General features: G+C 34.0%; 18 protein-coding genes. 5 read left to right on the forward strand and 13 right to left on the reverse strand.

All coding sequences use genetic code 11. From position 1 onward, the window contains the following. Window positions 1–122: 122 nt before the first annotated feature. From P700755_RS16315 to aroQ, 6 genes are all read right to left on the reverse strand, one after another. Window positions 123–2,534 (reverse strand): alpha-ketoacid dehydrogenase subunit alpha/beta, encoded by a 2,412-nt coding sequence (locus P700755_RS16315; RefSeq protein WP_015025732.1) that lies wholly within the window; start codon window positions 2,532–2,534, stop codon window positions 123–125. A gap of 209 nt (window positions 2,535–2,743) precedes the next feature. Further along, on the reverse strand, window positions 2,744–5,767 hold the full coding sequence (locus tag P700755_RS16320) for an AAA family ATPase (RefSeq protein ID WP_015025733.1): 3,024 nt from the start codon (window positions 5,765–5,767) through the stop codon (window positions 2,744–2,746). Further along, the gene (locus P700755_RS16325) at window positions 5,764–6,975 is read right to left on the reverse strand and encodes an exonuclease SbcCD subunit D C-terminal domain-containing protein (protein ID WP_015025734.1); all 1,212 of its coding nucleotides are present in this window, start codon (window positions 6,973–6,975) and stop codon (window positions 5,764–5,766) included. Before P700755_RS16325 ends, P700755_RS16320 begins: the two co-directional genes overlap by 4 nt. Before the next feature lie 8 nt (window positions 6,976–6,983). Then, window positions 6,984–7,664: a DUF2490 domain-containing protein gene (locus tag P700755_RS16330; RefSeq protein WP_015025735.1), complete on the reverse strand. Its 681-nt coding sequence runs from the start codon at window positions 7,662–7,664 to the stop codon at window positions 6,984–6,986. Window position 7,665: 1 nt separating this feature from the next. After that, entirely contained in the window at window positions 7,666–8,238 is a 573-nt protein-coding gene (locus P700755_RS16335) for a hypothetical protein (RefSeq protein ID WP_015025736.1), read from the reverse strand. A 12-nt stretch (window positions 8,239–8,250) separates the two neighbouring features. After that, on the reverse strand, window positions 8,251–8,667 hold the full coding sequence (gene aroQ / locus P700755_RS16340; RefSeq protein WP_015025737.1) for a type II 3-dehydroquinate dehydratase: 417 nt from the start codon (window positions 8,665–8,667) through the stop codon (window positions 8,251–8,253). Between the two features lie 113 nt (window positions 8,668–8,780). On the opposite strand from aroQ, the gene P700755_RS16345 reads away from it, so the two are divergent. The 4 genes from P700755_RS16345 (at window position 8,781) to P700755_RS16360 (ending at window position 15,684) form a co-directional block, all read left to right on the forward strand. After that, window positions 8,781–9,554, forward strand: a complete 774-nt coding sequence (locus P700755_RS16345) for an XRE family transcriptional regulator (RefSeq protein WP_015025738.1) — start codon at window positions 8,781–8,783, stop codon at window positions 9,552–9,554. Continuing rightward, window positions 9,555–10,211, forward strand: a complete 657-nt coding sequence (locus P700755_RS16350; protein WP_015025739.1) for a DUF2461 domain-containing protein — start codon at window positions 9,555–9,557, stop codon at window positions 10,209–10,211. It begins immediately after the preceding gene. 11 nt (window positions 10,212–10,222) lie between these two features. Next, window positions 10,223–11,725 carry a BCCT family transporter gene (locus tag P700755_RS16355; protein WP_015025740.1) on the forward strand — a complete coding sequence of 501 codons (1,503 nt, stop codon included), beginning with the start codon at window positions 10,223–10,225 and terminating at the stop codon, window positions 11,723–11,725. 308 nt (window positions 11,726–12,033) lie between these two features. Next, the gene (locus P700755_RS16360) at window positions 12,034–15,684 is read left to right on the forward strand and encodes a DEAD/DEAH box helicase (RefSeq protein WP_015025741.1); all 3,651 of its coding nucleotides are present in this window, start codon (window positions 12,034–12,036) and stop codon (window positions 15,682–15,684) included. 13 nt (window positions 15,685–15,697) lie between these two features. Here the strand turns inward: P700755_RS16360 and P700755_RS16365 are convergent, their stop codons facing one another. Continuing rightward, window positions 15,698–16,939: a 3-deoxy-D-manno-octulosonic acid transferase gene (locus P700755_RS16365; RefSeq protein ID WP_015025742.1), complete on the reverse strand. Its 1,242-nt coding sequence runs from the start codon at window positions 16,937–16,939 to the stop codon at window positions 15,698–15,700. 98 nt (window positions 16,940–17,037) lie between these two features. Between P700755_RS16365 and P700755_RS16370 the strand changes: the two genes are divergently transcribed. Then, window positions 17,038–18,204, forward strand: coding sequence for a DegT/DnrJ/EryC1/StrS family aminotransferase (locus P700755_RS16370; protein WP_015025743.1), 1,167 nt, complete (start codon window positions 17,038–17,040; stop codon window positions 18,202–18,204). A gap of 51 nt (window positions 18,205–18,255) precedes the next feature. Here P700755_RS16370 and P700755_RS16375 read toward each other — a convergent pair whose 3' ends face one another. The 6 genes from P700755_RS16375 to P700755_RS16400 are packed head-to-tail and all read right to left on the reverse strand — an operon-like array spanning window position 18,256 to window position 22,880. Further along, window positions 18,256–18,531 (reverse strand): ATP-dependent Clp protease adaptor ClpS, encoded by a 276-nt coding sequence (locus tag P700755_RS16375; protein WP_015025744.1) that lies wholly within the window; start codon window positions 18,529–18,531, stop codon window positions 18,256–18,258. A gap of 45 nt (window positions 18,532–18,576) precedes the next feature. Continuing rightward, a complete protein-coding gene (gene prmA / locus P700755_RS16380) occupies window positions 18,577–19,401 on the reverse strand; it encodes a 50S ribosomal protein L11 methyltransferase (protein WP_015025745.1) in 825 nt (274 codons plus the stop codon). A gap of 1 nt (window position 19,402) precedes the next feature. Then, on the reverse strand, window positions 19,403–20,155 hold the full coding sequence (gene tpiA, locus P700755_RS16385; RefSeq protein WP_015025746.1) for a triose-phosphate isomerase: 753 nt from the start codon (window positions 20,153–20,155) through the stop codon (window positions 19,403–19,405). 10 nt (window positions 20,156–20,165) lie between these two features. After that, window positions 20,166–21,236 carry an ABC transporter permease gene (locus P700755_RS16390; RefSeq protein WP_015025747.1) on the reverse strand — a complete coding sequence of 357 codons (1,071 nt, stop codon included), beginning with the start codon at window positions 21,234–21,236 and terminating at the stop codon, window positions 20,166–20,168. A 12-nt stretch (window positions 21,237–21,248) separates the two neighbouring features. Beyond that, window positions 21,249–22,337 (reverse strand): BT_3928 family protein, encoded by a 1,089-nt coding sequence (locus P700755_RS16395; protein ID WP_015025748.1) that lies wholly within the window; start codon window positions 22,335–22,337, stop codon window positions 21,249–21,251. After that, window positions 22,338–22,880 carry a DUF1599 domain-containing protein gene (locus P700755_RS16400; RefSeq protein ID WP_015025749.1) on the reverse strand — a complete coding sequence of 181 codons (543 nt, stop codon included), beginning with the start codon at window positions 22,878–22,880 and terminating at the stop codon, window positions 22,338–22,340. Window positions 22,881–22,950: the final 70 nt, after the last annotated feature.

Below are 22,950 nucleotides of genomic sequence, written 5' to 3' on the forward strand. Positions count from 1 at the left end.
ATTTCATAAAAAACAAAGTTAACTTTTAATAAAATAAAGCTGTGCTCGATAATCGTTATTTAAAACATAAAATACCCTAACGATACAAGAAAGTCAAGGTATTTTATATAAACATAAGTTTACTATTTCAATTTGGGATAATCACTAGGCTTAAATTCATTCATAATAGCATAGATTTTTTCAAAAACATCTTCAGTAGAAGGTTTTGAAAAATAATCACCATCGGTACCATAGGCTGGCCTGTGAGCCTTAGCCGTAAGGGTTTGAGGTTTGCTGTCCAAAAACCTATATCCATCTTGTACATCTATGATCTGTTGTAAGATATAAGCTGAAGCACCACCTGGAACATCCTCATCTACAACTAATAGTCTATTCGTATTCTCTAAACTTTTAACGATATCATGGTTAAGGTCAAAAGGAACAAGGGATTGGCAATCAATTATTTCTATGTTAATATCAACATCTTCTAGTTCTTTAGCAGCTTGCTCTATGATTCTCAATGTAGAACCATAAGAGACAACCGTAATATCTCTCCCCTTGCGAATGGTTTCTACTTCACCAACCGGAGTCTTAAATTCTCCAAAATTATTAGGTCTCTTTTCTTTAAGTCTGTAACCATTTAAACACTCTACAATGAGTGCCGGTTCATCGCTATCCAACATCGTGTTATAGAACCCAGCAGCTTTAGTCATATTTCTAGGAACTAACACATTTATTCCACGTATAAGATTTAAAATCCCACCCATAGGTGATCCAGAATGCCATATACCCTCTAGCCTATGTCCACGTGTTCTTACAATAAGTGGTGATTTTTGTTTTCCTTTACTTCTATAAGCTGTAGTCGCTAAATCATCACTCATGATCTGTAATGCATATAGCAAATAGTCTAAATATTGAATTTCTGCAATAGGACGTAAGCCTCTTAACGACATTCCAATACCTTGTCCTAAAATAGTGGCTTCACGTATTCCTGTATCTGCAACTCTTAATTCTCCATATTTCTCTTGTAAGCCTTCAAGCCCTTGATTGACATCCCCAATTTCTCCTGAATCTTCTCCGAAGATTAGAGTTTCTGGACGTGTTTCAAAAATCTTATCAAAATTATCTCGTAAAATAATTCTAGCATCAACTTCCTTTGCATCGTCTGCATAGGTAGGTTCTATAGATTCAATTTGAGTAGCTCTACCTTTATATTCACTCCATAAATGGCTGCTATAGTCAGGTTGTGTTCGCTCAACAAAATCATCCATCCATTGGATTAATTGAGTCTTAGCACTAGTCTCTTCTCTTCTCACATAGCGTAAAGCTTTTCTCGCAGAGGCAAGGACTACAGATTTTAATGGCTCATCATTATTTTTTAATTCTTCAACTAAAGACATGACGGAACTTTTGTTTTCTGTAGAGTTGGCAAGATTTGTCAACAAACTGATAACGGTCTTATTCTCAGATTTTGCTGTTTTACCAAAGGCAGTCCATGCGTCTTGCTTTCCTTTTCTAACGTCTTTTTTAATTGATTTTTCTAAGTCGATTAACTCTTCGTCTATTGCGAATCCGTTAGAAATTATCCATTCTCTCATTTTCAGATTACAATCGTGTTCTTTTTCCCATTGTAACCGATCTTCACTCTTATAACGTTCATGAGATCCTGAAGTCGAGTGACCTTGGGGTTGAGTGACTTCTACAACATGAATTAAAACAGGAACATGCTGCTCTCTAGCTATTTTTTCAGCCTTTTGATAGGCTTCAATTAAAGCTGGATAATCCCAACCTTTAACAACGAGTATTTCGTACCCATTGGTATCTTTTTCTTTTTGAAAACCTTTAAGGATTTCAGAAATATTTTCTTTGGTAGTTTGTTTTCTAGCATGTACAGAAATCCCATAATCATCATCCCATACGTTTATAACCATAGGAACTTGCATCACACCAGCGGCATTGAAAGTTTCCCAAAACAGACCTTCACTTGTGCTTGCATTTCCAATAGTTCCCCAAGCGATTTCATTTCCGTCTATTGAAAACTGATCTGAGTTTTGAATGCCCTTTACATGCCTGTAAATTTTGGAAGCCTGTGCAAGGCCAAGTAGTCTTGGCATTTGGCCAGCAGTAGGAGAGATATCTGCACTTGAATTTTTTTGCTCAGTAAGGTTTTTCCAGCTACCGTCTTCGTTTAAACTGTGTGTCATAAAATGACCACCCATTTGGCGACCACCAGACATAGGTTCATCACTAAGATTTGTATTAGCATATAAACCTGCAAAAAACTGTTGTATTGATAATTGACCAATAGCCATCATAAAGGTTTGATCTCTATAGTAGCCTGAACGGAAATCACCGTTTTTGAAGCATTTTGCCCAAGCGAGTTGAGGGATTTCTTTACCATCCCCAAATATTCCAAACTTAGCCTTACCTGTCAATACCTCACGTCTTCCCAACAAACTGCACTCACGACTAGTGACGGCCATTTTATAATCTTCTAATACTTCTTTCTTGAAATCTTCAAAAGAAATATCTTCTTTTTGAATTTTATCTTGCATTATATATATTTTTGACTCTTGCGAAGATACTAATTTTCAATGATAAAAGCTATTCTATTCTTGATGCTATATTCCATTTTTCAGAATTTTAGACAAAAATTCTGACATTAATTCAAAATATAATCGATTTAATGTCGAAAATGCAATAATACGTTAATAAATACTTTGTATTTTAAAGGAAACCCCAAACACGAGTTATAGGTTAAAATTTAGCTAATGACTTCCAGTTGACTATAGCCTTGTGTGTTTCTATTCAGCACAATTTGAGTTTGGATACGTTCTTTTAAGGCATTTACATGACTTATAATACCGATGGTTTTATTGCTTTCTGCCTGTAAGCGTTCTAAAGTGTCTAGTGTGAGATCCAAAGTCTCTGGATCTAGAGTACCAAAACCTTCGTCTATAAATAGGCTATTGATTTCTACATTTTTTGAAGCTAAGTCAGACAAACCTAGCGCTAAGGCTAAACTCATCAAAAATGTTTCTCCGCCAGATAAGGTCTTTACAGAGCGTCGAAGTCCGCCCATGTGATTATCGATCACGTACAATTGATTTTTATCCTCACCAGCTATAAATCTATCGAGTTCATACCGATCATTGAGTTGATTCAGCCGCTTATTACCCAACAAAATAAGGCGTTGTAAACTCAAGTCTTGTGCAAATTTATTGAACTCTGTTCCTGTAGCATCTCCTATAAGTCTGTTCAAGACCTCCCATTTTTTATTTGCTTTTTGCACTTCAATAATCGAGTCTTGAATGGTTTTATATTCGGTTAAATTCTCTTTTTGATTGTTTAAAACTCGTTTAATGTCCTCGAGTTTTTCTCTTGTGGAATTTAAAGTTACTTTGATATTATCAATAGCGATTTCAGTCTTGTCTTTTTCTGTAAAGTGAACGAACTCTAAGCTTTTTAGCTGGTTTTCTAATCCCTCGAGTTTTTCTTCTTTAACCTTTATGTTTTTGACAATATCACTTTTTCTAAGAAGTAATTCATTATAATTTGAAGATTTCATCCTGGAAGCATTGGCTTCGGCGATATTAGCAAAGCCTTTACCTTCTAGCATTGATTTTAAACCTTGTTGAAGTTGACTTAGGTTATTATTAAGGACAGCTTTATCACTAGTTTGCTTGTCTAGAGAGGATGAAACTGACTTTAATTCTGTATGTAATTGATTCCATGATTTTGTATAACTCGTCACTAATCTACCCAAATCATCACCTTTGTAAAGGCTTTTCATTTTTTCACTGATGCTCTTTCCTTCTTTTTGAATATCAAGGAGTTCTTCTAAAATTGAGATTGAACTTTGCAAGGCTTTTAGTTCAACTTTGTATTGTTTAAAGGCCTTGTAATTTTCTATAGTTTGTCTGGTTTTTTGTTCCAGATTAGCATAACTCTCCCCTTCATTGAGTGAGTTTAACTCTTTGAATTTTAAATCGAATTCTTCTTGATTTAAAGAGCGTTTAGAGTGTAGCTCGTTAGCCTCTTTATTAAGATCTTCAATTTGTTTTACAAGAGAGGAAAATTCAGCGTTTAAGTGTTGTAAATCTCTAGAGAGCTGTTTGGCTATTTCCTTAGCTTTAGCAATTGTTTTGTCAAGATCTGAAATAACTTCCGGTAAATGTTCAGAATAAGGGTGATCTATAGCTCCACAGACAGGGCAAGGCTCGTCCTTTTGAAGCTTTTGCCTAAGATCTTCCACTTCTAATCTTAAATTTTGATTCTCTTTTTTAGTTTGAAGATGATCCAATTCTTTTTCAGCAGTTTTGAATTTACTTTCCTTTAGCTTGATTTGCTCAGGATACTCACTTTTCTTTTTATGGAGTATAGAACGTTTATTTTCCAATCTAAGAAGTTGATCACCTAAATCTTTAAGGATCCTACTTTCATGAGCAGCCTCCTTAAGAGTATCTCGAAGATGTTCTTGTTCTTGGATGCGCTTCTCTAGATTTTCGACATCCTTTAATTCTTTTTCAAGATTTTGGATTTGCTCAGAGCTTATTTCCGATTTGCGAGTTAGTTCTCCAATAAAACTGTCCAATTCTTGTTTTTGAAATTTCAAATCTAAGCCTTCAAGTTCCTTGTTAAGAAGCTGCTTTTTTGCAGAAAAGTCATGTAATTTCGAACTCCTTCTCGTGTTAAGTTCAGTGTGGGTTTCTTGCAATTTTTCCAATTCCGATTCAACAGCTTGTGGCTCTACTTTTGTTTTTAATAGATCTTCTGTTTTTTGGTGAAGGCTGTTAATATTAGAATTGATTTTGGTAATTTCTTCTTGTTCTCTGGTTATCGAAGCTTTTAGGCGGTCTCCATCTTTTTGGAGACTGTTGAATTCTTGCAGTTCGTCTTCAAACTCCAATGTCTTTTGATGTTGTTCTAATTTGTGTTGGTTTTCATTATCAAAGCTTTGCTTATGGTCCAACAAAGTTTTAAGATCAGTTTTCACTACATTTTCTTCGGAACTTAACTTCTCTTTTAATGTGAGTTGATCCAAATCCTTTTGGTATTCAGAAAGCTTTTTGCGTTCTATAGTTTCTTTTTCCTTTAGCTGATTTAGATTCTCCTTAAAATCGCTTTCCGTTTCTTTTGAAATTAGTTTGTCTTGAAGATTATCTAAAATGGTTTTTTGAGTGAGTATTTTAGATTTTAAACTCATGTATTTTTCATACACCTTCTTACCGATGCTTCTATAGATGGAAGTATTTGTGATTTTTTCTAAAAGCTCACTTCGTTCTTTTTCATTGGACTGTAATAAAGTTGCAAAATCTCCTTGAGACAGTAATACGGATTTTACAAATTGATCGTAAGACAAACCTATTAAGCGCTCTACCTCGGCGAGGACTTCTGTTTTTTTCTCGCTGAAAGATATTTCAGTAGCGACATTCCAGAGGTCCATTTCACATTCTCTCAGCTTATTATTTCTATTGGTGGAGATAGACCAAGTTGCTTCGTAAGTCCCTAAATTACAGGAAAACTTAACCTTAGCATAGGCTTCCTTTTGGTACTTTGTCAAGATACTGCCGTCTTGTTCGATTTTACTTTTAGTCACACTAGAGATTCTGGGCGTACGCCCGTATAACCCTAGACATATGGCGTCCAGTAAGCTGCTTTTCCCACTCCCTGTAGGTCCTATGATTGCAAACAAACCTCCAGAATTTAAGGGTGATTCGTCAAAATGAACTTTATGTTCACCTTTTAAGGAATTGATATTCTTAAAGGATAGACTTTCGATTTTCATTGTTCAGGGCGGTTCAATTCATCTAGAATTTCTTCGAAAGCAGAGATGAGTTCTTCTTTGCTAGTTTCAGTTTCATCAACACTTTCTAATTTTTTATGGAACACTTCCAGTGGTGTAAAGTCTGAGATCTGTTCTTCGGTTGATGTAATTCCACGAAGGCCTTCAGGTTTATATTTAAAACTTACTCTGTGCTTTACAATCTCACAGGCTTCATTTTCAAAGGTTTCAATGTATTCTTCTAATTCAATAGTCTTGGATGGGGAAAAGTTTTCTTCCTCCATTTCAATCTCAATGAGCGTTTGCAAAGGGTGAATATTTGTAATTTCAGAAAGTTTCTGTTTAATTTTTTCTAGACTGCCTTTCACCAAGATCAAATCTCTAAACTTTGGAATAGAGATACTTTCGGGTTCAAAAGATTTAGAAGTGTCTATAAGTAAAATGCGTTTTTCATTTTTCCGTTCGCTAAAGGAAAGTGGAGTAGGGGAACCACTATAAAAAATAGGGGTTAGTGAGTTAAGACGTTGAGGCTTATGAATATGACCTAAGGCGATATAGCTGTAATTGCTTCCAAAATGAGAAGCATCTAAGCCCGCTAAATTTCCAATTTGGATTTCACGCTCACTATCCGACAAACTCACCCCTTTGGCAAACAAATGGCCCATGCCTAAAAGGGGAACATCAGGGTATTTTTTCTTAGCCAAACTAGCCGCCTCTTGAAAATGATAGGCAATACTCTGTTGCACTGCTTTTTGCTTGCTGTCGTGATTTTCTGCATCGAAACGTTCTTGCAAATCTCTATTCCTAAGATAAGGCAAGGCTGCAATAACAAGGTCTACATTTTCATCCTTATAAATTGGAATGAGACAGTCTTGCAAATTTTCCGGGCGTTGCCCAATGACGTGTATATCCAATTCATTTAAAATAGCTTTAGGGGCTTCCAAAACACTTGGAGAATCATGGTTACCTCCAGTGATAATAATTTTAAGATCAAACTTTTTTAATTTGATGAGCGTCCTATAATATTGGGTTCTGGATTCACTTGATGGATTCGAAAAGTCGAAGACATCGCCAGACACGAGCAAAATATCTATATCATTTTCAGGTAAAAACTGACACATCCAATCGATAAAAAGATCAAAATCTTGATATAATTCTTTCTTATGAAGTTTTTTTCCAATATGCCAGTCTGCGGTATGAAGTATCCTCATAAATGTAATTAAAGGGTTTTATAATATCCGAATTTAAGCCATATTCGATGTCTAAATCGATCTTTGACTAAATAATCATCAGTTCTGTAATCCAGTCCGATTTCAAATTTATTTTTGTCATCAATATAAAATCCTAAGGCAGCTGTTAATCTATTTTCAAGATCATCCTCGCCACTTTGTATCATATAAATTAATTCATTGGAAATAGAAAGATAGTTTTCACCATTGTCTAGGCTTTCCCCTTGCAACGGAATTTGACCTTTAAGTCTATAACGAGCCCTAAATAAGAGGGAAGCATTGTTAAAAAATGTTTGATCGATCCGCACTCGATGACCAATCCTAAAATGGGATTCTCGTTGTAAAATAGAGACCTGTTGTATGGTTCTGTGGGTGTTTTCTCCTTCTTCAATTCTATATTGGTATCCGATATCTACTTTTATAAAAGGAGTTATTCGCCTGCCTATAAAGGTTTGTAAATCTGTTAAAGTATGCTCGTACTCAAGCTCTTCATTTAAATTTTCAGAATCATAAAATCCATGTTGAGATTCAAACTTATGAGTTATTGAATAATTTTTTAAAAGTTTGTAACTGAGAGATGCTTCTGGAAAAAGTCCAAACGTTGTTTGATTTTCTTGAGCATAGGACAAAGTAAAAAACAATAAACCTATACTATATATATAAATTCTCATGCTAATAATCTAAGTTGTCTGTTAATTTTAAATTTATGGACCGTTTTTCTATTAATCTTCCGTTGGCATCGAATAAACCTTCCCATAAAGTATTGTCTTTGTCGGTTTTGCCATAATACTCAATTTCATAGTTAATCACTAGATTTTCTATTTCATCTTCATCGATTAAATCTTCAAGATCATCGGCTTTGCCTGTGTATTGAATTTGTATTTTTTTTAGGGAATATCGGATATAATTTGATTTGAAATAGTCAAAAATGGTCTGATAAGCTTCCTCCTTGATCTCATCTTCTTTAATCTTAATTTCAATATTTTCAACCTTGCCTTCCATGTCAAATTCAACACTGTGGAGGTGTTTGTTTTGTTTCAATTTAGCCTCGTAGCCTTGTTTTCCTCCATCGGTTTGATAATACCATTTGGTTCTTCGCTGTTGTTCAAAAGCATCTTCTAGCCATTCTTTGGCCTGATTGGGGATTTCATCTTCTTTGACCCTTTTTTCTACTTCATTTTTTTCTTGTGCAACACCATAGGTCACACTAAAAATAATAAATAGCAATCTCAAATAATACGACATAGCTTATTTTTATTAATTGGTAAAACTCATTATAGCCAACTCATAACTTCTTAACCCAAAACCAAGAATAACTCCAAAAGCATTAGGTGAAATATAAGATTGTTTTCTGAACTCTTCTCTAGCATGAGTATTGGAAATATGAACCTCAATCACAGGGGTTCCTATTGCTTTTACTGTATCTCCTATAGCGATGGAAGTATGGGTATAAGCTGCTGCATTCAAAATAATACCATCTACATTATCATCTGCTTCTTGTAATTCTGAAATTAATTCTCCTTCAATATTGGACTGGAAGTAAGACAATTCTAGCTCTTTAAATTGAAACTGAAGTTCTGTGAAGTAATCTTTAAAAGTAGACTTACCATAGATTTCAGGTTCTCTTTTTCCTAGAATATTGAGATTTGGACCGTTGACGATATGTATTTTCATGTGCTTTAGCTTAGTCTTCAAATTTATTAAAATAATTCATGTCAAAATATTATATTTGATTAGGATTTTTTCCTTAAGTTTATGGAAATATTCCTAATTTAATCTTTTTTAATATGAAAACAGATTTACCTCCTGAAATTAAACGTTTTAAACAAATACGTGAAGAAAATAATTTTACCCAATCTGAATTTGCTGAGATTTTGAATATTAAAAATTCCACGTCAGATATAGAGAGAGGTAAAACCAAACTCTCGGGGCAAGTTATTATGATGCTATTGAAGGTATTAGAAGTAAATCCACTTTGGTTATTCGGCGAAAGCTTTCAGAAGAAATTAAATGTTCATCACATCAATTCTATGCCAAAAATCATTTCTATGGATGAAACTAAGTCTAGAGAAAATATGCTTTTGGTCAATCAAAAAGCGGCAGCAGGTTATCCTCAAAATATAGGAGATGCAGAATGGTACCATCAACTCCCTGCTTTTGAGATGCCAATCCCTCAATTTAGAAATGCAACCTATAGAGGATTTCAGGTAGAAGGGGATAGTATGGAGCCCAATCTTCATCCTGAAGATTGGGTTTTGGGTAAATCTGTGGAGAGCTTACAACAAGCGCTTAATCATAAAGTGTATGTGTTTGTGCTTCAAGATTCGGTCTTGGTCAAGAAATTACACAAACATCCTAATTCGCATAAGATTTCTCTAATTTCTACAAATTCTTATTATCCACCTTATGAGGTTGAAGCTTCAGAAATCCAAGAGATTTGGGAAGTAACAAGTAAACTCACCTTTTCTATTAATGAAAATTCAGAAAATAGTATGCTTAAAAAATTAGAGCAATCTATGGAAGATCTCAAAACGCAACTCAATACACTAAAACCTAATTAAATGAATTTTGAACGCCTATTCGGTTTTTTGGAGATACTGAATGCCAACAATAGTAAAGAGTGGATGGATGAGCACAGAGGACAGTATGAAGCCGTTAAAGCAGATTACGTTATATGGTTAGAAGATCTTGACCTTCAGTTGTCTAAGATCGATGAAAATTACTATTCCTCTACAGGCAAAAAAGCCATTAATAGGATTAATAACAATCTATTATACCATCCTAATAAGCCTACTTATAAAGATCACTTTGGAGCAGGATTGGACAAGAGACCCAAAACTGGAGACTTTTACATTCATTTGGGTATTGAAGAATGCTTTGTGGCAGCGGGTTTTTACAAACCAAAATCCGAACTTTTAAAAAGCATACGAGAAGCTATTGATTACAATGGAGATGAGTTCAAAAAAATAATCAATTCTAAGTCTTTCCAAAACAATTTTGACGGCCTTATGGGAGATGAGGACCAGTTGAAAACTTCTCCCAAAGGGTTTACACAAGACCATAAGCATATAGATTTACTTCGTCTAAAAAGCTTTGCAGCTATGAAACCCTTCAATAGAAAAGAAATTTTGGCAGACGATTTTAAGGAAAAGGTCATAGAAGCTTACAAAGTCTTGCTCCCCTTCAGGCGCTACTTAAACAAAGCGGTGACTGTTTAACATGAAAAGCTTTGAAAACTTTCCAAATTAAAAATAAGGTTTTTGTTTACAGCGTATTATTTTTCCTAGTCTTAGGAGGTTTACTCATCGCTATTCCTAATCGATCTTTTACAATCATCGATAGGTTATCCTCCTATGTTTTGGACGTATTCGGTCAATTATATCTTTTTACAGGACTTTTTATTTTATGTTTTCTAATTTTATTGGCCTTAAGTCCAATTGGTAAAATACAACTGGGAACGTCCAAACCAAAGTATTCAACAATTTCTTGGCTTGCGATGATGTATTCTACAGGAATGGGAGCAGGTATTATATTAAGAGCAGTCCAAGAGCCAGTTTATTTCTCTCAGCATCCTGGAGTCAACATAAAAGGCTCTGAGGAAACTCATGCGTTAATGATGACTTTTTATCATTGGGGATTTACAGCATGGGCGTTTTATGGCCTATTTTCTCTGTTTATAGCATACCTCCTGTTTGTTAAGAATAAAAACATTCAACTTAGCCACCTTATTCCTCATATTAAAAATAAAAAAATAAACAATTCCATAGACTTGATTACAGTTATTACAATAGTCTTTGGTGTCGTGAGTGCTGCAGCCCTAGGGGTTTCACAAATTGAAAGTGGTATTACTTATGCGACAGACACCTCTTTTAATTTTTCTCTCATTTTATGCATTTGCACCACTGTTTTTTTAGCTGCCATCATTTCCTCCGTCAGGGGCCTTTCGAAAGGAATCAAGAATCTTTCTTTAATCAATATCAGTCTCACTTTGGTTTTAATGTTCTACGTCCTTTTGTTTAGTGATCAGACTTCCATCTTTCTTTCTATGATAGAGGCTATTAAGGACTTAGTGACTAATTTTTTCTCCTTGAGTCTAGCTTTTTCACCCTACGATTTTAGTAAAGAGTTCCTATCCGACTGGACGTATTATTACTGGGCATTTTGGTTGGCATGGGCTCCCTTTACTGGTATTTTTATCGCAAGGATCTCAGAAGGAAGAAGCATAAGAGAACTCATCACTGGGGTGCTTCTCATCCCTAGTTTAGGGAGCTTCATTTGGTTTTCAGTTTTTGGGGATTCTGCCTTTCAGCTCATTAGTAAAGGAGCAGTAGAAATAAATGCATTTAATGATGTGTTTACTTCTATTTTTGTTTTCCTTCAACAGTATCCCTTTGGGAGTGTCAGCGTTATTTTGGCTTTGGTTTTATTAGTCGGTTTTCTAATCACCTCAATAGATTCTGCGATTTACGTCTTAGGTATGTTTTCTAATCTGAAGAGTATTCATCCTTCTCGACTTCATAAGATTACTTGGAGTTTAGGTTTGTTTGTTATTACTTTGGGATTTCTAGTTTTAGGTCAAACTGGTCGCGCAGAAAACACGCTAGAAGCTGTTCAAAAAATCTTAGTTATAAGCTCGCTTTTTTTCTTATTCTTATGTTTTATTTTCATTCTATTTTTCATGATAGATGTGATAAATCGCTATAGAAATAATGAGTATCAAAAGGGCATGTAGGGCTCTTCTTAAAATTCAATCTCATCTAAAATATGCTGAGTAGCTCTAGCCTCAAGATTTGCACTGATAAGCCCATTTATTTCTTAGTTAGTTGTGCTAGAAACCCCTGAACCTATTTCAAAAAAATCCCTATTTGTCACGCTGTTTTTTATAATGTAATTTACAATTCTGCTCGTTTGTAAAATGGACTGCAAATGAAAAAATATCCATATATTGGACTTTTAAATTCTGATAAATATAGGAATTACTCCTTAATATTGGAATAATTGCGGATGCGCAATCACTTTTACAAATTATTTTGATCAATTATGGTTATAAACTTATTAAAAGAATTCGTTACAGATAATGCCACAATAGAAAGTATTAACCGCTCATCATCCTATTTCCCGTTTCTCAAAGATCATGAAAGCTTTAAATTTAAGTTCAATACTTTTGGCACTCAAATTGAGCCTTATGAAATTACAATAGACCTCAACGATATTCATCATATTAAGACAAAATGTAATTGTAAATACTCTTATGAAGGTATTTGTAAACATTCTGTTGCCTCACTCGCAGAACTTATCCGACTCATTAAAAACAATCAAATTGAAAGCAGTTTATTGATAAAACCTAAAACTAAAGAAAGTTTAGTGCTTTTTATTCCTCATAATCTTGGTATAATGGATAAAGATGCGTTAAGAAAAATGACGTTTAATAATTCAAGAGCATTTTTTGGTGATGTTGAAATTACATCACTCAACAAAACATCAATTGAGGCTATTTATGAAGATTATCAAGATGAATTTCATTTAAAACTGAGTAAAGAAATAAATTCAACAGAATTAAAACTGACTTGTACTTGTTTACAACATAAAAACTGTACCCATAAATATAAACTTCTTGAATTATTGAAAGATGAGTTTAGCCTTGATTATTTTTCTCCCAATTTTGAAGATGAAATCAAAAAAGATCATCTTATGTCAATGGATTTATATGGCAAAGTTGATTTTAATGATGCTTTTAAGTTAGAGATTAGTCCAAAGGGAGTTTTTTTTGAGGATAGGGTAAAAAATATTATGAGTGATGCTCATCTCATTTTTCAACCTCAAACTGAAGAAGAAAGGAAAGCCTTAGCTAAACCTTTTGAAAGTCAGGATTCAACTCATGGTATAGGTCTTTGTATAAGATATAGTGATAATGATTATTTGGGTATGGATTCTATCTGCGGTAAACTCAATAAAAACAAAACCGAAATAAGTTCTGGCATAAAAATAATTGAGGACATAAATTTAGATGAAGTCATAACTAAGATAAATGATGCTGAAATAAAACTCCTTAAAATTTTAATTCATATAGATAATGAAGCTCATAAATTAATTAATGATGATTTACTGGATAAAGACATTTTTAATTTTACAAACTATGTCTATCAACACAAAAATGAGCTGAGTACAATCAAGCTTTTTAAGCATGAAGATCAAGATAATTTCAATAAAAAGCATTTGCTGCCAATTGAAATCACGAGCGAAACTGTACAACCAATTTTGAATATTAAATCCAATGATAAGTTTCATGAATTTGAGGTCAAATTAAAAGTTAGTGAAAAGCTTTTAAAATTACAATCCAAACAAATACTCCTTACTCCCTTGGGAGTTGTTTTCAAAAATAAACTTTTCCTATATAAATCTCCACAACATGCCTTAGCCGTTATTAAATTTGAAGAAACACCTGATTTTAGTCTTATTAATGAAGGACAAGATCAACTTCAGGCTCAGATCATAGAGCCTTATTCACAGTATTTTGAAATTAATTATAAAGTTCTTAAAGAAAAAAAGTCAGTTAACAAAAAGCTTATTCCCGTTAGACAAGTCTATCTAAGTGAAGCCGAAGAAGGAAATTATTTGGTGTTCCAACCTATCGTGAAATATGGAGAAAAGTTAGTTAGCCCATCAAGTTCTGAAAAAATTTGGCTTAATAAAGAAAAGATGTTAAGTTTAAAAAGGGACCAACAACTAGAAGAAGAATTTTTAAAATTGATACAAGAGTTACATCCAAAATTTAATGATAAAATCGATTATTTTTATATTGAAGCTACCGAAGCATTGAAGTCGATGTGGATAATGGAATGTATTGAAGATTTAAAAAATGAAGGCATTGAATTATTAGGCTTAAACCAACTCAAAAAAATTAAATACAACCTGAATAAACCAAACTTCTCCATTGGTTTGAGCTCTGGAACCGATTGGTTTGATATGGAAATGAACATCAGCTTTGGCGACCAAAAGGTAGATTTAAGGAAGCTTCAAAAATCAATTATTAAAAAATCCAATTATGTTGAACTAAATGACGGTAGCTTAGGAATTTTACCTGAAAAATGGATTGAGAAATACAAAAAATATTTTCAGTTTGGGCAAATCAAAAAAGATAAAATTGAAGTCTCTAATTTTCAATTTAATATTATTGACGAGCTTTATGAAGATTTAGAAACTTCACCGGATTTCCTTAAAGAGCTTTATGAAAAAAAGAAGCGAATCTCTAACTTAAAACAGTTAAAAGAAGTTGATCCGCCAAAACATCTCATAGCAAAACTTAGACCTTATCAACAAGAAGGGCTCAATTGGTTGGTATTTCTTCACGAAAACCAATTAGGTGGATGTTTGGCAGATGATATGGGACTAGGCAAAACTTTACAAAGCATAGCTTTTCTTCAATTTTTGAAAAACAACTCTAAGAACAAATTAAAGCCACACTTGATTGTTGCTCCAACGTCCTTAATTTTTAACTGGATGGCAGAGCTAGAAAAATTTGCTCCAAAGTTAAAAGCATTGGCTTTTATTGGCGGAAATAGAGATGAACATAAATCAAGTTTTGATCAATATGATTTGATATTAACCACTTATGGTTCTATTGTTAAAGATATTGAATTTCATAAAAACCAAGTCTATAGCTACATTATACTAGATGAAAGTCAGGCTATTAAAAACCCACTATCTCAGCGGTTTAAAGCTGTGAGACTACTCAATTGTGAAAATAGATTAGCCTTAACAGGAACCCCTATAGAAAATAATACTTTCGATTTATACAGTCAGTTTAACTTTTTAAACCCCGGTATTTTTGGAAGTATAAAACATTTCAGAACTAATTTTTCTGATGCTATTGACAAGGAACAAGACGAAGATACTTCAGCATTGTTGGCAAAAATCATTCACCCCTTTTTATTGAGGAGAACCAAACCCCAAGTGGCTACTGAATTGCCGAGTAAAACAGAAGCTATTATTTATTGCGAAATGAATAAACCACAACGAAAAGTCTATGACCAATTTAAAGATTATTTCAGGCAGCAAATTCTTGATCAAATTGAAAATGAAGGTGTAAACAGGTCTCAAATATATATTTTACAAGGATTGACAAAGCTTAGGCAAATTTGTAACTCTACTGCTTTAGCAGATAAGGAGAAGGATTACGGCAATGATTCAGCTAAATTAGACGAATTAGTTAGACACCTTAAACAAAAAGTAGCGAAGCACAAAGTTTTGGTGTTTTCTCAATTTGTAGGAATGCTTCAATTGGTAAAAGAACGACTTGATGAAGAAGACATCAAATTTGAATACTTAGATGGGCAAACTAAAAAGCGTGAAGAAAAAGTTAATAACTTTCAAAATAATCCAAAAGTGCGGGTGTTTTTAATCAGCCTAAAAGCTGGTGGTACAGGACTTAACCTAACCGAAGCCGACTACGTTTATTTGATTGACCCCTGGTGGAATCCAGCAGTCGAAAGCCAAGCCATAGACCGGTGTTATCGCATTGGGCAAGATAAAAAAGTGATGGCTTATCGCATGATTTGTAAAGATAGCATAGAGGAGAAAATCCTAAGCCTACAAGACAAGAAGAAAAGTATAGCGGCAGACGTGATAAGAATCGATGAAGGGAAAAAGTCTTTTAAGAAGAAAGATGTTGAGCGGTTTTTTGGTGCTTAGGAAGTCAAGAAAATTACTTTTCAAGCTTGATAAAGTCCAAAATAGTTTTTGTAGCTCCAGCCTCAGAATTTACATAGTGACTACAAATCCGTCCACGTTTTTTTCTAAAAGTTGAATTGGTTATCAGTTTTTCAACTATTTTTTCAAATTCAGCCTGATTGGATACACTAAAAAGACCACCCAATTTTATCAAGGAAACCGCTTCTGGAAAGTTTTTGAAGTTATCCCCAATGATGATAGGAATTCCAAATGCAGCAGGCTCTAAGACGTTATGTAAGCCGCTGTTTCCCATTCCGCCTCCTACGTATGCCACATCGGCATAACTGTATATTTTTGTCAATAAGCCTATCGTATCCACAATTAACACATCGAAGTCAGCTAAATTATTGTGCTCCAATTCTGTGTAGCAGATCACTTTTTTGGTAAGGGTTTTCTTTAATTTCTGAATTTGTATAGGCTTAATTTGATGAGGCGCAATGACCACCTTAATTTTGAGAGATACCTTATCAATAACGTCCAAAAATAAAGACTCATCTTCTGGCCATGAACTTCCAAAGACTACGACAGGTTCATCTGAATCTGTAAATTTTTCCATGAATTCAAGTTTATTATCCATACTTAACTGAGAGATGACTCGGTCGTAGCGGGTATCCCCAGATAAACTAGAATTATCAAAATGATGTCGTTTTAATAATTGAAGAGAGTCTTCGTTTTGTACAAAAATGTGATTGAATTTACCCAAGGCTTCTGCCATAAAATGTCCCAAAGGTTTGAAGTAAAGTTGGTCTTCTCTAAATACACCAGAAACCAAATATGTTTTAATTTCTCTTTTAGCTATTTCATCCAAGAAGTTTGGCCAAATTTCATATTTGATAAAAAAGGTGATTTCTGGTTGAAGGATATCTAAAAAAGCTTTGGCATTTTTAGGGGTATCAATCGGTAAATAGGTAATAATATCCAATTTAGAATCCTTCTTTTTTACCTCATAACCAGAGGGTGAAAAAAAGCTAACAGCAATTTTATGATTTGGATGCGATGTTTTTAATTGGTTTATAAGTGGTACCGCTTGTTCATACTCACCAAGCGATGCTGTATGAAACCATATAATCTTATCATTTTCAGAAACTTGGGCAGCTAGTTTTTGTTTCCATTGGGTTCTGCCTTTCACAAATAATTTCAATTTTGGACTGATGAAATGGAAAGCTGGTAAAATCAATTGAGTACAGTGGATGAGAATCTGATAAAATAATTTCAAACTTTATTTTTTTCAAAAATAAGCTTTTAGTCGAATTTGCTCTTTAAATCCTTTATATTCTTATTTTTGTGACAGAAAAAATAAATTATGAATAAACTATGAATAAACTGCAAATGGTTGACCTTAAAGGTCAATACGAGAAGATAAAAGATGAAGTTGATAAGTCTATCATAGAAGTTGTAAACTCAACAGCTTATATTAATGGTCCAGCAGTCAAACAATTTCAAGAGAATCTAGAAAATTATATGGGAGTAAAGCACGTCATTCCTTGTGCAAATGGAACAGACGCCTTACAGATTTCTATGATGGGACTTGGCCTAAAGCCAGGGGACGAAGTGATTACTGTGGATTTCACCTTTGCTGCAACCGTAGAGGTCATTGCTCTTTTGAATCTAACACCTGTTTTGATTGATGTTGATAAAGATACGTTCAATATCGACTTGGAGAAACTAAAAAAAGCGATTACTCCCAAGACCAAAGCAATCGTTCCCGTTCATCTATTTGGGCATGTTGCACAAATGGAGGAAATTATGGAGATTGCTAAAGCTCATAATTTGTTTGTTATTGAAGATAACGCACAAGCCATCGGTGCTAATTACACGTTTAAAAACGGTACTCAACAAAAGGCTGGGACCATTGGTGATGTTGGTGCTACTTCTTTTTTTCCTTCCAAAAATTTAGGAGCTTATGGAGATGGAGGTGCTATTTTTACAAATAACGATGAGTTGGCTCATACCTTAAGAGGAGTAGTAAATCATGGTATGTACGAGCGTTACCATCATGATGTCGTTGGAGTTAATTCTAGATTAGATAGCATCCAGGCTGCTATTTTGGATATTAAACTTAAGCACTTGGACAATTTTAGCTCAAATCGACAAAATGCGGCTCGTCAATATAACGAGGCTTTGAGCAAATCTGAACATATTGAAATTCCAAAGACTGAAACTCATAAAGCTTGTGATAATTCAAAAGGCATTTGTGATACTTGCGATTGTCATGTATTTCATCAATATACCATTAAGATTAAAAATGGTAAGCGTGATGAGCTAGTGAACCATTTTAAAGAAAAAAATATTCCACACGGAGTTTACTACCCAATTCCACTTCACTTGCAAAAAGCTTATAAAGATGAGCGATACGATGAAAAGGAGTTTACAATAACCAATAAGTTGGTAGACGAAGTCATTTCCCTACCAATGCATACCGAATTGGATAAGGAACAGATAGATTATATTACTTCTGAAATTCTAAAAGTAGTAGGATAAGCGTATTGATTCTTATAAGTATAAAAAAAGCCTCGATGTTCGAGGCTTTTTTTATACTATTTCAGCGCTAATCCCTGCTTTTAGGATTTCAGTACATCGAGGTTTTAGATCGTCAAACCCTCCAGACTTTACAGCGCATTTTCCTTTATAATGTATGAGTAGGGTACATTGCTCTGCTTGGATAGAGTCATGGTCACAGGTTTTAATTAGTGTTTCTATAACATGGTCAAAAGTATTTACCTCATCGTTATAAACGATAATTTCATATGAATCTGTAAGTTTTTCCTCAACGTCAACTTCTTCTAAAACTTCTTCCTTAACACTCATTTTTTTAAATTTTTACAAATATATAGAGAATTCCTAAGGCTGATTTTAATTTTTAGTGAATTTGGCAGCCACCCAGTTGTCTTTTATCTGATTCTTAACGAATGTCAACTCTTGTTTCGTTGCTTCTTCCTTTATTAAATCTAGGTCTTCATTATAAAACCCACTAAAATAGATCACACCTTCAGATTCAAGGTGAGAAGAATATATTGACATGTCTCTTAATAAAATGTTTCTATTGATGTTCGCTAAAATGAGATCATACTCCTTCTCAATTTTTTCTGCTCCTCCTAACAGGACATTTCCTTTACACGAGTTTCTTTCTAGGTTTTCTTCAGCATTTTCTACGCACCAAGTATCTATATCTATATAATCTACAGATTGTGCTCCTTGTATATCTGCTAATATGCCCAACACACCAGTGCCACATCCCATGTCTAAAACACGTTTGCCTTTGCAATCTTCTTCCAAGAGCATTTTAGAAATTTGATAAGTCGTTGCATGATGTCCAGTACCAAAAGACATTTTAGGCATTATGATAATATCAATTTCAGATTCTGTTTTAGGATGAAAAGGAGCTCTTATCGTACACCGTGTATCGATATGAATAGAATGGAAGTTTTTTTCCCATTCTTCATTCCAATTCACTTGAGGAATTGACGTTTTAGTATACGATATTTTAAATTCATCAGATTTTAAAATAAATAAACTCTCTACTAAATCGTCTTTATCTTTAGATTCCTCGATATAAGCAAGAAGACCACTTTCGTGATCTTCAAAACTTTCAAAAGGAAGCTCACCCAGCTCAGCTAGAATAATATCTCTACCAGGTTGGAGCGGGAGAACTTTAAAATTATATTCTATATATGTCATATTAGAAAGACATTACAATTTCTGCAAAACTATCTGCATCTAGAGAGGCACCCCCTATAAGCCCACCATCAACATCTTTTTTAGCAAAAATTTCTTTAGCATTATTTGGTTTGACACTTCCTCCATAAAGGATAGAGGTTTGATCGGCAATCTCTTGGCTGTATTGTTTAGCTAAAATCTTGCGGATGTGTTCATGAATCTCTTGGGCTTGTTCTGGAGAAGCTGTTTCTCCTGTTCCAATGGCCCAGACGGGTTCATAAGCAATCACTACATCTTTCATTTCTGAAGCGTCAATATGAAAAAGACCATTCTTCAATTGTTCTTCTACCACTTCAAAATGTTTGTCAGCTTTTCTTTTCTCTAGGTCTTCACCGATACAGAACATCACTTTAAGGTCATGCTTCAGAGCGGCAGTCACCTTTTTTGCAAGTAAATCATCGCTTTCTTCATAGATGGCTCTTCGCTCACTATGTCCAATGATAGCGTATTCTACACCAACACTTTTCAGCATACTAGGAGAGATTTCTCCTGTATAAGCGCCTTTGTCGTTTTCATTGATGTTTTGAGATGAAATCTTTATTGAAGAATTTTCTAAGGTCTTGTGAGCCGCATACAAGTTGGTGAAGGGTGGTGCAACAATAACTTCTGCGTTAGATTTAGAAAAATCTTTTTGTTTTAAAGCATTCAAAAGATGTTGTGATTCATCTAAATCACAATTCATTTTCCAGTTTCCTGCTACAATTTGAGTTCTCATAGGTATATTTTTAAGTAATTCTTGGGTCTAATAATTTATATATGATGTCTACGAATATATTAATAATGATAAAAACGATAGCTATAGTTAACACAGCTCCCATTATAATTGGCAAATCTAAGGTATTTAAAGCATCAACAATTTCTTTTCCTAATCCATTCCATCCAAAGATGTATTCTACAAAAACAGCTCCTGCAAGCATAGAAGCAAACCATCCAGAAATAGCAGTTATAACAGGGTTAAGGGCGTTTTTAAGACTATGTCCTACAATTATAGAATAAGTATTTAAGCCTTTTGCCTTTGCAGTTCTAATATAGTCTTGTTGAAATACTTCTAAAAGTGAACTCCGCATAAGCTGAACTACAACTGCTAACGGACGAATACCTAGTACCAGAGAGGGAAGAATTAGATTTTTGAAATGCAAACGCTTTTCTTCTCCAAAATCATCCAATTCATACAGATTTCCTGTCATGTTGAGACCTGTGTACTCTCGAAGTACAAAACCAAAAAGCCAAGCCGCAAGAATAGCACTAAAAAAAGAAGGTAAACTCATTCCAAGAGTGCTTAAGACTTGTATGCCCTTATCGATCCAAGTATCCTTTTGAAGGGCAGAAATAATCCCTAAGAAAATACCAATTAACAAAGCCACTATGATCGACGATATAGCCAAAATCGCTGTATTGGGCAAAGTTTGCTTAATAATATCGATGACATCTTGGTCTTGTCGTTGAAATGAAGTTCTTAGGTATGGATATTTAAAATACAAACTTCCTGTGGAGATGTTCAGTAATTTTACCCCGGAATATTTATCATCCTCAAAGTAAGTGAAATCTGAAGTTTCCTGACTATGCCAAGATAATGGAGACAAATCGTTGAGATAGAATAGATATTGCTGACTTATAGGCTTATCGAACCCATATTTTTCTTTTTGTTTCTGAAGTTGTTCTTGGGTTTCATTTTGCCCTAACATCATTTGTGCAGGGTCTCCAGGTAAAACGCTAAATAAAAAAAAGATGACAGTTACAACCCCAAAAATAGTTAAAAGAGCATAGCCCACCTTTTGAAAAATTAATTTTAGCACGTTTTAGAAATTTTAAAAATCATCTGCATCGTTCCAACTTAGCTTGTCTACGATAGTTCCTTTTTCAATATTGACTAAACCTGGACTTGCTCTTATAATAGTTTTAATAGCGGTTTCATCAGCAAAATAGAAATCAAAATCAAGAGCGTATTCAGATTTAAATTTAGAAATAGCTGAAGGGCCAGAAGCTGTTAATCCTATTATTTTATAATTTTCAGCTTTAGCCTTTGATAACGCTGACTTAATTTGAGCCCAACCTTGAAGTTCAGTTTTTGAAAGATTATAAGCAACTATGATAAGTAGTTTATCTTCTTCCATTAATGATTCTGTAAAGTCTTCACCATTTTTCATTACTGAAAAGTCATGGATAGGAGGGAGATAACCTTCAGTTATCAACTCTGTAGTCACAGTTATAAATTCTCCTGGGACATTGGGATAGCTTCCGTTAGTGGTATACACTTTTGAAACACTATTCTCCTCAAACGTCCATTGGTATTCATATACGGCCTCTTGTGCATCGTCAGGAAAGGACATAGCTTCGGGAATGTTTGTTCCTTTTGAATAAGCTCTAAAATCTAAAGCAGGCAAGTGCATTAACACGTGGTAAGCAAAATACAGACAAGCTATAGCAGTAGCAAATACAACCCATTTTAAAGAAGCTTTATTAAATAGTGGTTTTAGATAGCTGTCATTTAAAAACAGAATTAAGATAAGAATAAACAAGATGACGTCTTTTCCAAAAGATTGCCACGGTGTTAATGGAATGGCATCCCCAAAGCATCCACAATCGGTTACTTTATTGAAATAAGCTGAGTAAAAAGTAAGGAAGGTGAAAAATATAATCATAAGTAATAAACTCCATTTCGTAAATTTTGGAGCATATCCTATAAGAAGAGTCACTCCTAAAAGCAACTCATAGATGACAATAAAAATAGCAATTACTAGTGCATATGGCACCAGAAATTCAAGATTTAAGACCCCTTCACCAAAATATTCCTGAAGCTTGTAAGAAAACCCAATCGGGTCATTCAACTTTACAAATCCACTGAAAATAAATAAAACACCAACAAGAATTCTTGATAAACCTACTAAATATCTCATTTAATTTTGTTTTGAGGTCAAATGAATTAAAGCAAATACAGAATAATTGATAATATCGAGATAATTGGCATCTATACCTTCGCTTACCAAAGTTTGACCTTGATTATCTTCAATTTGCTTAACGCGCAATAATTTCTGAAGGATAAGGTCCGTTAGTGAACTGACTCTGAGTTTCCTCCAAGCCTCTCCATAATCATGGTTTTTATCAATCATTAAATCTTTCGATTTTTTGACTTGAACGTTATAATGAGTCAAAGCTTTTTCACTCGTTAAATCGGCTTTATCGGCAAAACCAAGTTCAATTTGAATCAAAGCCATTAAGGAATAGTTGATAATTCCAATAAACTCGGAATCCTCATTTTCTTCAATTTTTTTCTCAGTAGCTTCTTGTAAACTTCGTATTCTACATGCTTTTATATAGATCTGATCGGTCAATGAAGAAAGTCTAAGAATTCTCCAAGCTGTTCCATAATCTTTAGTTTTCATTTCAAAGAGATCTCTGCAGGTCTCGATGACTTGATCAAATTCTTGGTTTGTGGTCATAATTTCTAATCGAAAGGTAAATTTCGACTAATTTTGATAGACTACAAAAACAAAACTATAAATACTGGTA

The sequence above is a fragment of the Psychroflexus torquis ATCC 700755 genome (genome assembly GCF_000153485.2).
Classification (GTDB): Bacteria; Bacteroidota; Bacteroidia; order Flavobacteriales; family Flavobacteriaceae; genus Psychroflexus; species Psychroflexus torquis.

Coding starts and splice junctions, on each gene's coding strand:
- P700755_RS16315 (WP_015025732.1), bottom strand. CDS start 2,534: ATGCAAGATAAAATTCAAAAAGAAGATATTTCTTTTGAAGATTTCAAG.
- P700755_RS16320 (WP_015025733.1), bottom strand. CDS start 5,767: ATGAAAATCGAAAGTCTATCCTTTAAGAATATCAATTCCTTAAAAGGT.
- P700755_RS16325 (WP_015025734.1), bottom strand. CDS start 6,975: ATGAGGATACTTCATACCGCAGACTGGCATATTGGAAAAAAACTTCAT.
- P700755_RS16330 (WP_015025735.1), bottom strand. CDS start 7,664: ATGAGAATTTATATATATAGTATAGGTTTATTGTTTTTTACTTTGTCC.
- P700755_RS16335 (WP_015025736.1), bottom strand. CDS start 8,238: ATGTCGTATTATTTGAGATTGCTATTTATTATTTTTAGTGTGACCTAT.
- aroQ (WP_015025737.1), bottom strand. CDS start 8,667: ATGAAAATACATATCGTCAACGGTCCAAATCTCAATATTCTAGGAAAA.
- P700755_RS16345 (WP_015025738.1), top strand. CDS start 8,781: ATGAAAACAGATTTACCTCCTGAAATTAAACGTTTTAAACAAATACGT.
- P700755_RS16350 (WP_015025739.1), top strand. CDS start 9,555: ATGAATTTTGAACGCCTATTCGGTTTTTTGGAGATACTGAATGCCAAC.
- P700755_RS16360 (WP_015025741.1), top strand. CDS start 12,034: ATGGTTATAAACTTATTAAAAGAATTCGTTACAGATAATGCCACAATA.
- P700755_RS16370 (WP_015025743.1), top strand. CDS start 17,038: ATGAATAAACTGCAAATGGTTGACCTTAAAGGTCAATACGAGAAGATA.
- P700755_RS16375 (WP_015025744.1), bottom strand. CDS start 18,531: ATGAGTGTTAAGGAAGAAGTTTTAGAAGAAGTTGACGTTGAGGAAAAA.
- prmA (WP_015025745.1), bottom strand. CDS start 19,401: ATGACATATATAGAATATAATTTTAAAGTTCTCCCGCTCCAACCTGGT.
- tpiA (WP_015025746.1), bottom strand. CDS start 20,155: ATGAGAACTCAAATTGTAGCAGGAAACTGGAAAATGAATTGTGATTTA.
- P700755_RS16395 (WP_015025748.1), bottom strand. CDS start 22,337: ATGAGATATTTAGTAGGTTTATCAAGAATTCTTGTTGGTGTTTTATTT.
- P700755_RS16400 (WP_015025749.1), bottom strand. CDS start 22,880: ATGACCACAAACCAAGAATTTGATCAAGTCATCGAGACCTGCAGAGAT.